Consider the following 13,073-nt stretch of genomic DNA (forward strand, 5'->3'; position numbering starts at 1 on the left):
GGTGGGCCGGGTCAGACGTTCTTCATCCAGTCGACGTCGGCGTCCTCGTCGGTCAGCTCGGCGTCGCCGGCGCCGTCGATGACGAGGTTCGGCAGGGTGATCGCCTCGGTCGGCGGGGCGATGATCGTCGCCTCGTCGCGGCGGTGCCGCAGGATGTCGTTCACGTAGGCGGTGACCGCCTCCGCCAGCGGCACGTCGCGCGCCTGCTGCTGAGACATGAACCAGCGGTGCTCGAGCAGCTGGTGGAACATCTCCGCCGGCTCCAGCCGCCCCTTCAGGTCGCGCGGGATCGAGCGGATGACCGGCTCGAACACCTGCGCGAGCCACTCGTGGGCGACCATCTCCTCGTCCAGCCCCTGCTTGTCGTAGGTGGCCGTGTACGAGTCGAGGTCGTTCAGCAGGCGGCGCGCCTGGTTCTCCTGTGCGTCCAGGCCTGTCAGCCGCAGCAGGCGGCGCTGGTGGTGACCCGCGTCGACGACCTTCGGCTGGATCCGCACCGTGGAGCCCGCCTCGTCGGTCTTGATCGCGAGCTCCTCGATGTCGAAGCCCAGCTCGTTGAGCCGGTTCACCCGGTCGTTGATGCGCCAGCGCTCGGAGGTCGAGAACGACTCGGCGCCGGTCAGCTCCTTCCAGAGGCTGCGATAGGCCGCGACGATGCCGTCGGACACCGTGATCGGGTCGAGGTCGTCGTCGACGCGGCCGCCCGCCTCGAGGTCCAGCAGCTCGCCGGCGATGTTGACCCGGGCGATCTCGAGGTCGTTCTCGCGCTGGCCGTTGGACAGGCCGCCCGAGTAGAGCTGCCCGGTCTCCGCGTCCACGAGGTACGCCGCGAAGGCGCCGGCGTCGCGCCGGAACAGCGTGTTCGAGAGCGAGACGTCACCCCAGAAGAAGCCGATGACGTGCAGGCGCACCAGCAGCAGCGCCAGTGCGTCGACGAGGCGCGTGGCCGTGTCCGGGCGCAGCGTCTGCGAGAACAGCGCGCGGTAGGGCAGGGAGAACTTGAGGTGCCGGGTGACCAGCACGGCGGGCAGCTCGTCGCCCTCGTCGTCGGTGCGGTTCGTGATCACGGCGCCCGGCACGACGCACGGGACGTCGAGCCGCTGCAGGGTCTTGAGCATCTCGTACTCGCGCCGCGACATCTCCGCCGTCGTCTCCTTCACGGCGACGACGTGGCCGGAGAGGTGCGCGAAGCGGACCGTGTGCCGCGAGATGCCCTTGGGCAGCGCGGCGATGTACTCGTCGGGCCAGTCGTTCAGCCGCAGGTTCCACGGCAGGTCGAGGAGGGCGGGGTCGACCGTGGCCGAGGTGATGTTGAGGGAGCCGGACATGGCGCGCCGTTCGTGTCGGGAGTCGGACGGTGGAGGGGCCCGGACGAACGCTGCCGCCGCCTCGGAGGAGACGGCGGCAGCGTGTGCGCGGGGGCGGAGCCTAGGAGAGGCGCAGTCCCGACTCGCCGTCGAAGATGTGCACGCGGTGGTTCGCGGTCACGTAGACGCGGTCGCCCGCGGTCGGGTGCACGCGGCCGTCGACGCGCGCGACGATGTCGGTGCGGCGACCCTCGACCTCGGTGTGGCCGTAGAGGTAGCCGTCCGAGCCGAGCTCCTCGATCAGGTCGACCTCGATCGGCAGGCCGCCGGGCTGGGTCGAGACGGTGACGTCCTCGGGGCGCACGCCGAGCGTGACGACCTTCTGGGCGGTCTTCGCGAGCGCCTCGCGGGCGATCGGCAGGACCGTGTCGCCGAACTTCACGCCGCCGTCGGTGACGTCCGCGTGGAACAGGTTCATCGCGGGCGAGCCGATGAAGCCGGCCACGAAGACGTTGTTCGGGTTCTCGTAGAGGTCGCGGGGCGTGCCGACCTGCTGGAGCAGTCCGTCCTTGAGGACCGCGATGCGGTCGCCCATGGTGAGCGCCTCGGTCTGGTCGTGAGTGACGTAGACGGTGGTGATGCCCAGGCGGCGCTGGAGCGTGCCGATCTGCGTGCGGGTCTGGACGCGGAGCTTGGCGTCGAGGTTCGACAGCGGCTCGTCCATGAGGAACACCTGCGGCTTGCGGACGATGGCGCGACCCATCGCGACGCGCTGACGCTGGCCGCCCGAGAGGGCCTTCGGCTTGCGGTTGAGGTAGGGCTCGAGGTCGAGCATCTTCGCGGCCTCGAGGACCCGCGCGGCGCGCTCGTCCTTGTTGATGCCGGCGATCTTGAGCGCGAAGCCCATGTTCTCGGCGACCGACATGTGCGGGTAGAGCGCGTAGTTCTGGAACACCATCGCGATGTCGCGGTCCTTCGGCGGAACGTCCGTGACGTTGCGATCGCCGATCAGGATGCGGCCCTCGTTGACCTCTTCGAGGCCGGCGAGCATGCGCAGGGAGGTGGACTTGCCGCAGCCCGAGGGGCCGACGAGGACGAGGAACTCGCCGTCTCCGACCTCGAGGTTCAGCTTGTCGACCGAGGCACGCGTGGCCCCGGGGTAGACGCGGGACGCGTTGTCATAGGTTACGGACGCCATTGTTCTTGCTCCTTCACCGGCAGGTACGTGCCGGACGATCCGAGTGAATGGAAGTGACGGTCGTCGTCGCGTGGGCGACTCCGACCAACCGTCACAGTATGCCACGGAGCGCCGGAGCGGGGAGCCTGGGCCCGATGCCGGGCGCCGGGGGCCTGCGGTATCCGTCGTTTGGAGGTTTCCCAGGGCTCGCGCGTAGGATTCCGGCGAGTCGCAGCCCGGCGGCACTTCTTCCTCTCTCATTCGGAGCGTTCTTGTCATGACCATCGGCGGAGCCAACGACCGTCTCTCGAAGAACCAGCGTCGAGAGGCCGCCCGCGAGAAGGCCCGCCGACTCCGCGAGCAGCAGAAGCGACGCGACCGCGTCAGCCGCTTCGCCCTGCAGGGCGGTCTCGCGATCGTGGTGATCGCCATCGTCGCGGTCGTCGTCTTCGCCGTCACCTCGAGCATCCGCCCGGCCGGCCCCGGCCCCGCCAACATGGCGAGCGACGGCGTCCTCGTCACGGAGGGCCTGGTGGCCTCGACGACGCCGGCGATCCCCGCCGACGGCACCCCCACCCCGAGCGCGCTCGACACCTCCACGGGCACCGTTGACATCCGGGTCTACCTCGACTACCTCTGCCCCTACTGCGGCCAGTTCGAGCAGACCAACGGCGACCAGATCAAGGAGTGGGTCACCAGCGGCGCGGCGACCGTCGAGATCCACCCGATCGCCATCCTGACCACCCGCTCGAACGGCACCAAGTACTCGGAGCGCGCGGCCAACGCCGCCGCCTGCGTCGCCGACCGCTCGCCGGACTCCTTCTTCGACTTCAACGCGGCGCTGTTCGCCGAGCAGCCGGCGGAGGGCACCGACGGCCTCTCGGACGACCAGCTCAAGCAGGCCGCCGCCGACGCGGGTGTCGAGGACACCGCCGCGGTGAACTCCTGCATCGACGACCAGTCCTTCGTCAGCTGGGTGCGCGCGGCCACCGAGCGCGCCACCTCCGGCCCGCTGCCGGGCACCGAGGTCGCCTCCGTCTCGGGCACGCCGACGGTCCTCGTCAACGGCGAGGCGTACACCGGCTCGCTCACCGACGCGGACGCCTTCAGCTCCTTCGTGCTCTCGGCCGCCGCCGACACCTACTCCTCGGCCACCCCGACCCCGACGCCCGCCGCGGGCTAGACCGCGAACCCGCTGAGACGGGTCGGAACACGCGAAGGGCCCCTGGAGACCGGGGCCCTTCGTCGTGCTCCTCGGGAGGCCTGAGCCCGGTCGCCACGGGGACGCGCTGCGGGACGGAGGACGGTCCACGATCGCGCGACAGCCGATTCCGCGCCTCCGCGTCGGCTATTCGCGCTCGTGGATAGGCTCACCCGATCTCTCCGGGGGGCCGCCATGACCACGCCGCACATCGTGACGCCGACGACCGCCGGCACACCGATCGTCGAGGGCGTCCAGGCCCTGCGCTTCGTCGCGGCTCTCCTGGTCGTCATCGCGCACGCGACGTTCTACGCGCACGAGCGCCTCGACGACTCGATCGCCGTCTGGAACGGTGCCGCCGCGGGTGTCGACGTCTTCTTCGTCGTCTCCGGCTTCGTGATGGCGGTCACCGCGGGTCCCTTCGAGGTGCGGGGCGGCTGGCGGTTCTTCGCCGTCCGCCGCGTGATCCGGATCGTCCCGCTGTACTGGATCGCCACGACCCTGAAGATCGCGTCGCTCCTCGTCCTGCCCGGGGCAGTGCTGCACGCCGCCCTCACCCCGTGGTCGGGAGTCGCGTCCTACCTCTTCCTGCCCGCGCGCAACCCCGATGGCAATGTGGAGCCGCTCCTCGGCGTCGGGTGGACCCTCACCTACGAGACGGCCTTCTACGCGGTCTTCGCTCTCGGGCTGCTCCTGCGGCGGAACGTCCTCGTGTTCGCGTCGACGGTCGTGCTCGTCGTCGCGTCCGGCCATCTCCTCCGCCCCGCCGAGGACTGGCCGGCCTGGGCGGTCTACTTCGACCCGCTCGTCCTGTACTTCGCGGTCGGCATGGCGATCGGGAGGATCGCCGGGCTCCCGCGCGCGCGCCGCGGCCTGCTCCTCGCGCTGGGCGCCGCCGCCGTGTTCACCGTCGTCGCGGCTCTCGCGCCGGAGGGGATCTCCTGGGAGCGCGACGCGCTCTTCCGGAAGGGGATCGTCACCGCCGCGTTCGTCGCGGTGGTCCTGGCCGAACCGCTCTTCCGGCGGCTCGCATCGCGTCGTGGCGCGAACCGCGTCGTCCGGCGACCGCTGCTCGCCCTGGGCGAGGCGTCCTACAGCCTGTACCTCTTCCATCCCCTGATCGGGCCGGTCGTGCCCGCCGTCCTGGCGCTGATCGGCCTGCGATCAGGAGCGCTCTCCGTCGCGGGCACGATCGCCGTCTCGCTGATCGCCGGGATCGTGATCCACCGCTGGGTCGAAAGGCCGCTCACGCGGAGGCTGCGAGGGCTGCCGTACGCCGGACTGCCGCCGGACGGCCTGAAGCAGCAGGGGGTCGCGGGGGAGCGGGCGGTCGATCGGCTGCTCACGAGGCCGCCTCGGAGCCGACGACGGGACTTGAACCCGTAACCGCCCGATTACAAGTCGGGTGCGCTACCAATTGCGCCACGTCGGCAGGTGCGTCACCGCACCGGGCCACCCTATCGCGGGGCCGGAAGCCGCCTCGGCTCCGGCCCGCGCGGGCGGATCACGGCTCGAGGATGCTCAGGTGCCGCTCGGCCGGCGTCGGCCGCTTCGGCCCGCCGATCTTGCCGTCGGGCCGGCCGACGTACAGCCAGCCGAGGAGCTCCTCGCCCTTCTCCAGGCGGTGCGCCTTCCGCACGGCCTTGGCGCGGGTGTACGAGCCGGTGCGCCAGAAGACGCCCCACCCCGCCTCGTCGAGCAGCAGGCTGAGCAGGTGCGCGACGCCCGAGGCGACGGCCTCCTGCTCCCAGGCGGGCACCTTCGACTTCTTCACGCTCACGACGACCGCGAGGAGGAGGGAGGCGCGGTGCGTCTTCTCGATGTGCTTGCGCGCGTCCTTCTTGTCGCCGGACGCGGCGGCGAAGCTGCGCCCGATGCGGTCGCGCGCCGCCCCGCGGATCTCGATGACCCGCCAGGGCCGGAGCGAGCTGTGGTCGGCGAGCCGCGAGGCGGCCGAGACGTACGCCGCGATCTCCTCGTGCCCCGGCGCCTCCGCGGTCACCTTCGAGCGGGAGCGCCGGGCCAGGACGGCCTCGAGCACGGGAGTCGCGGACACGGTCACTCGCCCTCGGTCGTGAAGTTCATCGCGATCGAGTTCATGCAGTAGCGGTCTCCCGTGGGCGTGCCGAAGCCGTCCGGGAAGACGTGGCCCAGGTGCGAGCCGCAGTTGGCGCAGCGGACCTCGGTGCGGACCATGCCGAGGGTGCTGTCCTCGATGAGTTGCACCGCGTCGGGGCGGATGGACTCGTAGAAGCTCGGCCAGCCGCAGCCGGAGTCGAACTTGGTGCCGCTCTTGAACAGCTCGGCGTGGCACGCCGCGCAGGTGTAGAGCCCCTCGCGGTGCTCATCGAGCAGCTCGCCGGTCCACGGGCGCTCGGTGGCGGCCTGGCGCAGCACCGAGTACTGCTCGCGGTCGAGCTCCTCGCGCCACTCGGCGTCGGTCTTGTTGACGGAATACGACGACATGGGTCTCCCTAGGAATCCTGGTCAGTGTACGGGGGAGGGCGCTCCCCTCTCCTCTCGTAAACTCTCCGCCGTGCAGCTGAATTCCGTGATCTCGAAGGCGTGGAGCGAACTCACGACCGAGGAGGTCTACGCGTTCGCGCGGCTGCGGACCGACGTGTTCCTGCGCGAGCAGCGGGTCGACGACGAGGAGCTCGACGGCCGCGATCTGGAGCCGACGACGCGGCACTGGTGGATCGCCGACGAGCGCGGCACGGCCGCCTACCTCCGCACCCTCCGGGACGAGCGGCCCGAGCACCGCGACGCCCACCGAGTGATCGGGCGGGTGGTGACCCGGGCCGACCGGCGGGGCGAGGGCCTCGCCCACCGGCTGGTGAGCGCGGTCCTGGAGCGACACGGGGACGAGCCGCTCCTGCTCCACGCGCAGTCGTACATCGCGGGTCTCTACGCGCGGTCGGGCTTCGAGCCGTTCGGCGACGAGTTCGACGAGGCGGGCATCCCGCACATCGGCATGTACCGGAGCGCCTCAGCCGCCGCCGAGCCGTCCCTCCCTACTGTGGAGGGATGAGCAGGGCCACGGACGTCGAGCGCAGCACGGGCGCCGTCCTGTCCGAGCGGGACCGCCGCGTCCTCGAGTTCGAGGGTGAGTGGACGGCCCGCGCCGGGGACAAGGACGACGCGATCCGCGAGAGGTTCGGCCTCTCGGTCGCCCGCTACTATCAGGTGCTCAGCGCGGTTCTGGCCTCACCGGCCGCCCTCGCGCACGACCCGATGCTCGTCAAGCGGCTGCAGCGCATCCGCGACGGGCGCGCCGGCGCCCGCGCCGCGCGCCGCCTCGGGCGCCCCGAGTAGACGAGCTGCTCGGGCCCACGAACGGAAGGCCGGCCGTACCGACGATGACCACCACCGCTCCGAAGGACCGCTTCGACGAGATCCCGGCCACCGAGGGCCGCGTCGGCGCCCACCGTCGCCCGCCCGCCCCGCACGCCCGGGCCGTCGCCCTGGCCTGGGCGGCGCTGGCGACCGGAGTGATCGTGCTGCTCGGGTTCATCGGACTGCTGGTAATCGACAACCGAGTGCAGTTCAACGACGTCTTCACGCCGCCGACCGGCATCGCCGAGACGGAGGCGACCCCCGCGGTCACCCCGACGGTCGACCCGGCCCTCGCGATCGCGGTCCTGAACGGGACGGCGACGGCGGGCCTCGCCGCGAACGCCGGGGACGCGCTGGCCGCTGCGGGCTGGAGCGTGCCCACGGTCGCGAACGCGAACACCGAGGACGAGGCGGCCACCACCGTCTACTACACCGACCCGCGACTCGAGGGAGCGGCGCTCGGCGTCGTCCAGTCGCTCGGCGTCGGGACGATCGTCCTGACCGCGGACTTCGTCGAGACCGGCGCCGTCGTCGTCGTGCTCGGCTCGGACTACCCGACGCCGTAGCGAGAGGCCGCGAGCACCCCCGGATCACGGTCGTCGAGCCGCTCTCCGGGGGTGCTCTGTTTCCGGCACGTTTAATTCATGTTGAATCCCGGACAACTCTTTCCCCCGGGCGCTTTCCGCCCCATTCCGGGCCGAAACGCTGGCTTATGCTCCCTAGTCAGGCACCTGCGCATCGCTCGTGTCGCAGGCAGCACAGCACTTTGGGAGTGAGAGATGGCGAACGGAACCGTCAAGTGGTTCAACTCTGAGAAGGGCTACGGCTTCATCACGGTCGACGGCGGCGGACAGGACGTGTTCGTCCACTACTCCGCCATCGACATGTCGGGATACAAGGTCCTCGAAGAGGGCCAGCACGTCGCGTTCGAGGTCGGCACCGGGTCCAAGGGTCCGCAGGCCGAATCGGTGCGCGTGGTCTGAGGCCCCCGCCCTGCCTGGAGCCGTCGTCCGCCTCGTGCGGACGGCGGCTCCTCGCGTTGCGCCAGGCGCCGACGTCACTTGCACTCCTCCCGGGTGAGTGCCAGAATCGCTGTTGGCACTCGCTCCAGTCGAGTGCCAACGACGGAATTCCCCTGACGTCCGGGAGGGACGAAGAACACACATGGCCAAGATCATTGCTTTTGACGAAGAAGCCCGCCGCGGCCTCGAGCGTGGACTCAACACCCTGGCCGATGCGGTCAAGGTGACCCTCGGCCCGCGCGGCCGCAACGTCGTGCTCGAGAAGAAGTGGGGCGCCCCCACCATCACGAACGACGGCGTCTCGATCGCCAAGGAGATCGAGCTCGACGAGCCGTACGAGAAGATCGGCGCCGAGCTCGTCAAGGAGGTCGCCAAGAAGACCGACGACGTCGCCGGCGACGGCACCACCACCGCGACCGTCCTCGCTCAGGCGCTCGTCCGCGAGGGCCTGCGCAACGTCGCGGCCGGCGCCGACCCGATCAGCCTGAAGAAGGGCATCGAGAAGGCCGTCAAGGCCGTCACCGCCGAGCTCGTCGCCGGTGCCAAGGCGATCGAGACCAAGGAGGAGATCGCGGCCACGGCCTCCATCTCCGCCGCGGACCCCGAGATCGGCGCGATCATCGCCGAGGCGATCGACAAGGTCGGCAAGGAGGGCGTCGTCACCGTCGAGGAGTCGAACACCTTCGGCACCGAGCTCGAGCTGACCGAGGGCATGCGCTTCGACAAGGGCTACCTGTCGCAGTACTTCGTCACGGACCCCGACCGCCAGGAGGCCGTGTTCGAGGACCCGTACATCCTGATCGTCAACTCCAAGGTCTCGAACATCAAGGACCTCCTCCCCGTCGTCGACAAGGTGATCCAGGCGGGCAAGCAGCTGCTGATCATCGCCGAGGACGTCGACGGCGAGGCGCTGGCGACCCTGGTCGTCAACAAGATCCGCGGCATCTTCAAGTCGGTCGCCGTCAAGGCCCCCGGCTTCGGCGACCGTCGCAAGGCGCAGCTCCAGGACATCGCGATCCTCACCGGCGGCCAGGTCATCTCCGAGGAGGTCGGCCTCAAGCTCGAGAACGTCACCCTCGACCTGCTCGGCTCGGCCCGCAAGGTCGTCATCACCAAGGACGAGACCACGATCGTCGAGGGTGCCGGCGACGCCGAGGCCATCGCCGGTCGCGTCGCGCAGATCCGCGGCGAGATCGAGAACACCGACAGCGACTACGACCGCGAGAAGCTCCAGGAGCGCCTCGCGAAGCTCGCCGGTGGTGTCGCGGTCATCAAGGCCGGAGCTGCGACCGAGGTCGAGCTCAAGGAGCGCAAGCACCGCATCGAGGACGCCGTCCGCAACGCGAAGGCCGCCGTCGAGGAGGGCATCGTCGCCGGTGGTGGCGTCGCCCTCATCCAGGCCGGCAAGCTCGCCTTCGAGAAGCTCGAGCTGGTCGGAGACGAGGCGACCGGAGCGAACATCGTCCGCGTCGCCATCGACGCCCCGCTCAAGCAGATCGCCCTGAACGCGGGCCTCGAGCCCGGCGTCGTCGCCGCCAAGGTCCGCGAGCTGCAGACCGGTTGGGGCCTCAACGCCGCGACCGGCGAGTACGTCGACCTGATCGCCGCCGGCATCATCGACCCGGTCAAGGTCACGCGCTCCGCTCTGCAGAACGCCGCCTCGATCGCCGGTCTGTTCCTCACCACGGAGGCCGTCGTCGCCGACAAGCCCGAGCGGAACCCCGTCGCCGCAGGCGGAGACCCCACGGGTGGCATGGACTTCTAGTCCGACCCGCACCACGTAGAAGGCGGTTCCCCTCCGGGGGAGCCGCCTTCGGCGTTTCCGGGGCGGCGTCCTCGGTCCGCAGGCGGTCGAGGACGCCGCCGGCGGGTCAGAACGCGAACAGCCGCGCGTTGGCCTCCTCGGTCTCGGCGTACTGCTGGCCCGCGGTGCCGAGCGCGAGCGCGATCGACTCCAGGCCCTCGTCGACCTGCCCCTGCGTGGTCCGCCAGAGGCCGACCACTCCCTGGAACGCGGCCGAGGCCTGCCCCGTCCACGAGCTCTCGAGGCCGGTGAGCAGGCCGAGCATGCCGGCCACCTCGGCGCGGATGCGGTCCGCGGAGCCGTGGATCGAGCCGGTCGCGGTGCTGATCGCGTCGATGTCGGTCTGGAAGTGGGTCATGTCAGGTCCTCTCACTCGTCCGCGCCGTTCGGCGCGTGGGAGAGAACCTAGGGCGGACAGCGTCGGCCGCGCGGGCCGTCAGGCCGCAGCTGGGGACGGATCGCCGTCCGGGTCGACGGTGAGGAGAGGCAGGGCGACCCGGAAGGTGGCGCCGCCGCCCGGAGTCTCGACGACGTCGACGCGGCCCTTGTGCGCCGCGACGATGGAGGAGACGATCGCGAGCCCCAGTCCGCTGCCACCGGTCTCGCGGGTGCGCGAGGTGTCGGCGCGCCAGAAGCGCTGGAAGATCTTCTCCCGGATCTGCGGCGGGATGCCCTCGCCGTGGTCGATGACCTCGAGGAACGCCAGTCGTCGCGCGCGGTCGACGGCGACGCCGACCTCGATCGGGGTGTCCTCCGGCGTGTAGCGGACGGCGTTGCCGATCAGGTTGGTCAGCACCTGGCGGATCTTGTTCTCCTCCGCCATCACCAGCGCCGGGACGCCGACCTGCTCGGGCTCGGGGGCGGTGCCCGCCGCGAGGTCCTCCGCCGGGACACGGCGCGGGCGGCGGCGGAAGCGCGCCAGGCGTGCGCCGGCCGCCGCGATCGGTCCGGTGAGCCCGGCGGCGGCCGGAACCTCCATGGTCTGGGTCGCGGTGCCGGACGGCTCGTCCATCTCGAGCGCGGGCGTCTCGACAGGGGTGTCGTCGCGGGTCTCGACTCCGAAGTCGCGGTCCGGCCAGGAGGCCATGGCGTCCATCGCGGCGTCGCGGGCGAGCGGCATCAGGTCGACGGGGGAGAGGGCCAGCGGCTTGGTCTCGTCGAGGCGGGCGAGCTCGAGGAGGTCCTCGACGAGGCCGCCCATCCGGATCGCCTCCTTCTCGATGCGCTCCATCGCCTGGCCGACCGCCTCGGGCGTCTGCAGCGCGCCCATCCGGTAGAGCTCGGCGTAGCCGCGGACGGAGACGAGGGGGGTGCGCAGCTCGTGGCTCGCGTCGCCGACGAAGCGGCGCATCTGGTCGATGGTGCGGGCGCGGTCGCGGAAGGCGCTGTCGATGCGCACCAGCATCGCGTTCAGCGAGCGGTTGAGGCGGCCGACCTCGGTGTTGGGCGTGGTGCCGTCCAGGCGCTGGCTGAAGTCGCCGTCGGCGATCGCGGCGGCGGTCTGCTCCACCTGGCGCAGGGGAGCGAACGTCGTGGTGACCAGCAGCCGCGTCAGCATCGCGCCGATGACCACGATCGCGACGCCGAACCCGAGGAAGATCGTCAGGTAGATCGTCATGATGTTGTCGATGTCGCGCGTCGACGTGGCGAGCAGCAGCGTCTGGTAGTCGTTCCCGCGGGAGTACACCGTCGAGACGGCGTGGTACTCGATCCGGTCGTTGACGCTCATCAGCGCCTTCGGCTCGCTGGAGGCGCTCAGGGCGTCCTCGATCGAGTAGCGCGAGGGGAAGGCGGGGTCGGTGCCCTGCCCGGCGTTCGAGTAGACGAGATTCCCCGAGGAGTCGTACACGGCGCCGTAGTAGTCGTCCGACTCGGAGAACTGCGAGACGCCCTGCGCGGAGAGGTCGGTCGCCACCTTCTGCACCTTGTCGGCCAGCTGCGCGTCGAGCTGAGCGACGAGCTGCGGTTTCAGCATCGTCATCGTGCCGATGCCGGAGACCAGCAGGCCGAGCGTCAGCAGGAGGACGGTGACGGCCGTGATCTTCGTGCGCAGCGAGATGGAGTTCCACCGCTCGGCCAGACCCTGGTGCATGGCGGTGGAACTCCCTCGAGATCGTGCGGGCGCCCGCCCCCTCACGGGGCCGGCGCCGGGGCGGCGGAGGTCAGACCTTCGCGACCTTCAGCATGTATCCGAATCCTCGCTTGGTCTGGATGAGCGATTCCTCCGAATGCGTGTCGAGCTTACGTCGCAGGTACGAGATGTAGGACTCGACGATGCCCGCATCGCCGTTGAAGTCGTACTCCCAGACGTGATCGAGGATCTGCGCCTTGCTGAGCACCCGGTTGGGGTTGAGCATCAGGTAGCGCAGCAGCTTGAACTCGGTCGGGCTGAGCTCGACCGGCTCGTCGCCGACGAGGACCTCGTGGGTGTCCTGGTCCATCGTGAGCTCGCCGGCGCGGATGACCGCGTCCTCCTCGGCGTGCATCGTGCGGCGGAGGATCGCCTTGATGCGCGCCACGATCTCGTCGAGGCTGAACGGCTTGGTGACGTAGTCGTCGCCGCCGACGGTGAGACCGGTGATCTTGTCCTCGGTGTCGTCCTTCGCCGTGAGGAAGAGGATCGGCGAGGTGTAGCCGGCCGAGCGCAGGCGCTTGGTGACGCCGAAGCCGTTCATGTCCGGCAGCATCACGTCGAGGATGATGAGGTCCGGCTCCTCCTCGAGGACTGCGGAGATCGCCTGGGCGCCGTTGCCCACCGCGCGCACGGCGAAGCCGGCGAAGCGGAGGCTCGTGGTGAGCAGGTCGCGGATGTTGGGCTCGTCGTCGACGATGAGAATGCGGGGTCCGTCCATGCGGACAGTATCTGCGCGTGGCCTGGATGAAGTCTGGGAGTCGCGTGACCGGTTGCTCGTCGAGGGCTCGGCGCAGGCGGAGAGGTCTCCTCTAGGAGGAGCGGCGGCGGCGGACGCCGACCACGAGCATCGCGATCATCATCAGGAAGGCGATCGGCAGGCCGACCAGGGGCAGGGCGAGGACGAACTGCCAGAGGCTCCCGCTGTAGTCGCGGACGCCCATCATCGGCGCGACGAGGACGGCGATGAACGCGATGACGGTCACGACGATGATCGCGACGAACATGTAGGCGAGGACGCGCTCCGCGCGTCCGATGCCCGCGGGCTGCTGTGGCTTCACGGGTCAAGGATAGGGCGGGTGCCGTCCTCTAAAC

The 13,073-nt window shown here is 70.3% G+C and carries 15 protein-coding genes and 1 tRNA gene; 7 read left to right on the top strand and 9 right to left on the bottom strand.

All coding sequences use genetic code 11. The features are described 5' to 3' along the window. Window positions 1-11: 11 nt before the first annotated feature. Window positions 12-1,328, bottom strand: a complete 1,317-nt coding sequence (locus MT351_RS17640; protein ID WP_123445159.1) for a DUF4032 domain-containing protein — start codon at window positions 1,326-1,328, stop codon at window positions 12-14. A gap of 100 nt (window positions 1,329-1,428) precedes the next feature. Continuing rightward, on the bottom strand, window positions 1,429-2,505 hold the full coding sequence (locus MT351_RS17645; RefSeq protein ID WP_132435958.1) for an ABC transporter ATP-binding protein: 1,077 nt from the start codon (window positions 2,503-2,505) through the stop codon (window positions 1,429-1,431). A gap of 256 nt (window positions 2,506-2,761) precedes the next feature. Here MT351_RS17645 and MT351_RS17650 point away from each other — a divergent pair, with 256 nt between their 5' ends. Continuing rightward, window positions 2,762-3,667 carry a thioredoxin domain-containing protein gene (locus MT351_RS17650; protein WP_123735104.1) on the top strand — a complete coding sequence of 302 codons (906 nt, stop codon included), beginning with the start codon at window positions 2,762-2,764 and terminating at the stop codon, window positions 3,665-3,667. A 213-nt stretch (window positions 3,668-3,880) separates the two neighbouring features. Next, the gene (locus MT351_RS17655) at window positions 3,881-5,071 is read left to right on the top strand and encodes an acyltransferase (RefSeq protein WP_132435957.1); all 1,191 of its coding nucleotides are present in this window, start codon (window positions 3,881-3,883) and stop codon (window positions 5,069-5,071) included. Here the strand turns inward: MT351_RS17655 and MT351_RS17660 are convergent. The 3 genes from MT351_RS17660 to msrB form a co-directional block, all read right to left on the bottom strand. Continuing rightward, window positions 5,045-5,117: transfer RNA gene (locus MT351_RS17660), tRNA-Thr, on the bottom strand. The genes MT351_RS17655 and MT351_RS17660 overlap by 27 nt on opposite strands. A gap of 72 nt (window positions 5,118-5,189) precedes the next feature. Beyond that, the gene (locus tag MT351_RS17665) at window positions 5,190-5,747 is read right to left on the bottom strand and encodes a nitroreductase family protein (RefSeq protein ID WP_123733794.1); all 558 of its coding nucleotides are present in this window, start codon (window positions 5,745-5,747) and stop codon (window positions 5,190-5,192) included. After that, window positions 5,744-6,151, bottom strand: coding sequence for a peptide-methionine (R)-S-oxide reductase MsrB (gene msrB / locus MT351_RS17670; protein WP_123445164.1), 408 nt, complete (start codon window positions 6,149-6,151; stop codon window positions 5,744-5,746). The genes MT351_RS17665 and msrB overlap by 4 nt, the downstream gene beginning before the upstream one ends. A 70-nt stretch (window positions 6,152-6,221) precedes the next feature. On the opposite strand from msrB, the gene MT351_RS17675 reads away from it, so the two are divergent. From MT351_RS17675 to groL, 5 genes are all read left to right on the top strand, one after another. After that, complete coding sequence (locus MT351_RS17675) at window positions 6,222-6,716, top strand: GNAT family N-acetyltransferase (protein ID WP_243582848.1); 495 nt, start codon at window positions 6,222-6,224, stop codon at window positions 6,714-6,716. Continuing rightward, window positions 6,713-7,000 carry a DUF3263 domain-containing protein gene (locus MT351_RS17680; protein WP_123445166.1) on the top strand — a complete coding sequence of 96 codons (288 nt, stop codon included), beginning with the start codon at window positions 6,713-6,715 and terminating at the stop codon, window positions 6,998-7,000. The genes MT351_RS17675 and MT351_RS17680 overlap by 4 nt, the downstream gene beginning before the upstream one ends. Before the next feature lie 44 nt (window positions 7,001-7,044). Continuing rightward, the gene (locus MT351_RS17685) at window positions 7,045-7,587 is read left to right on the top strand and encodes a LytR C-terminal domain-containing protein (RefSeq protein ID WP_132435956.1); all 543 of its coding nucleotides are present in this window, start codon (window positions 7,045-7,047) and stop codon (window positions 7,585-7,587) included. A 213-nt stretch (window positions 7,588-7,800) separates the two neighbouring features. Further along, window positions 7,801-8,004 carry a cold-shock protein gene (locus MT351_RS17690; RefSeq protein ID WP_123445168.1) on the top strand — a complete coding sequence of 68 codons (204 nt, stop codon included), beginning with the start codon at window positions 7,801-7,803 and terminating at the stop codon, window positions 8,002-8,004. Window positions 8,005-8,185: 181 nt separating this feature from the next. Beyond that, window positions 8,186-9,808, top strand: a complete 1,623-nt coding sequence (gene groL / locus MT351_RS17695) for a chaperonin GroEL (protein WP_123702372.1) — start codon at window positions 8,186-8,188, stop codon at window positions 9,806-9,808. Window positions 9,809-9,914: 106 nt separating this feature from the next. Here the strand turns inward: groL and MT351_RS17700 are convergent, their stop codons facing one another. The 4 genes from MT351_RS17700 to MT351_RS17715 form a co-directional block, all read right to left on the bottom strand. After that, window positions 9,915-10,205 carry a WXG100 family type VII secretion target gene (locus tag MT351_RS17700; RefSeq protein WP_132435955.1) on the bottom strand — a complete coding sequence of 97 codons (291 nt, stop codon included), beginning with the start codon at window positions 10,203-10,205 and terminating at the stop codon, window positions 9,915-9,917. Between the two features lie 78 nt (window positions 10,206-10,283). After that, the gene (locus tag MT351_RS17705; RefSeq protein WP_132435954.1) at window positions 10,284-11,939 is read right to left on the bottom strand and encodes a cell wall metabolism sensor histidine kinase WalK; all 1,656 of its coding nucleotides are present in this window, start codon (window positions 11,937-11,939) and stop codon (window positions 10,284-10,286) included. Window positions 11,940-12,009: 70 nt separating this feature from the next. After that, on the bottom strand, window positions 12,010-12,699 hold the full coding sequence (locus MT351_RS17710; protein ID WP_085475163.1) for a response regulator transcription factor: 690 nt from the start codon (window positions 12,697-12,699) through the stop codon (window positions 12,010-12,012). 91 nt (window positions 12,700-12,790) lie between these two features. Continuing rightward, complete coding sequence (locus MT351_RS17715; protein WP_243582849.1) at window positions 12,791-13,039, bottom strand: hypothetical protein; 249 nt, start codon at window positions 13,037-13,039, stop codon at window positions 12,791-12,793. Between the last annotated feature and the right edge of the window lie 34 nt (window positions 13,040-13,073).

Origin of the sequence: Rathayibacter sp. VKM Ac-2926 (assembly GCF_022815565.1) — a bacterium.
In the GTDB taxonomy this organism is placed as follows: domain Bacteria; phylum Actinomycetota; class Actinomycetes; order Actinomycetales; family Microbacteriaceae; genus Rathayibacter; species Rathayibacter festucae.

Bases quoted from the DNA above. Each gene is read 5' to 3' on its own strand.
- MT351_RS17705 (WP_132435954.1), bottom strand. From the start codon at position 11,939: ATGCACCAGGGTCTGGCCGAGCGGTGGAACTCCATCTCGCTGCGCACG.
- MT351_RS17680 (WP_123445166.1), top strand. From the start codon at position 6,713: ATGAGCAGGGCCACGGACGTCGAGCGCAGCACGGGCGCCGTCCTGTCC.
- MT351_RS17640 (WP_123445159.1), bottom strand. From the start codon at position 1,328: ATGTCCGGCTCCCTCAACATCACCTCGGCCACGGTCGACCCCGCCCTC.
- groL (WP_123702372.1), top strand. From the start codon at position 8,186: ATGGCCAAGATCATTGCTTTTGACGAAGAAGCCCGCCGCGGCCTCGAG.
- MT351_RS17645 (WP_132435958.1), bottom strand. From the start codon at position 2,505: ATGGCGTCCGTAACCTATGACAACGCGTCCCGCGTCTACCCCGGGGCC.
- MT351_RS17700 (WP_132435955.1), bottom strand. From the start codon at position 10,205: ATGACCCACTTCCAGACCGACATCGACGCGATCAGCACCGCGACCGGC.
- MT351_RS17650 (WP_123735104.1), top strand. From the start codon at position 2,762: ATGACCATCGGCGGAGCCAACGACCGTCTCTCGAAGAACCAGCGTCGA.
- MT351_RS17710 (WP_085475163.1), bottom strand. From the start codon at position 12,699: ATGGACGGACCCCGCATTCTCATCGTCGACGACGAGCCCAACATCCGC.
- MT351_RS17685 (WP_132435956.1), top strand. From the start codon at position 7,045: ATGACCACCACCGCTCCGAAGGACCGCTTCGACGAGATCCCGGCCACC.
- msrB (WP_123445164.1), bottom strand. From the start codon at position 6,151: ATGTCGTCGTATTCCGTCAACAAGACCGACGCCGAGTGGCGCGAGGAG.
- MT351_RS17690 (WP_123445168.1), top strand. From the start codon at position 7,801: ATGGCGAACGGAACCGTCAAGTGGTTCAACTCTGAGAAGGGCTACGGC.
- MT351_RS17655 (WP_132435957.1), top strand. From the start codon at position 3,881: ATGACCACGCCGCACATCGTGACGCCGACGACCGCCGGCACACCGATC.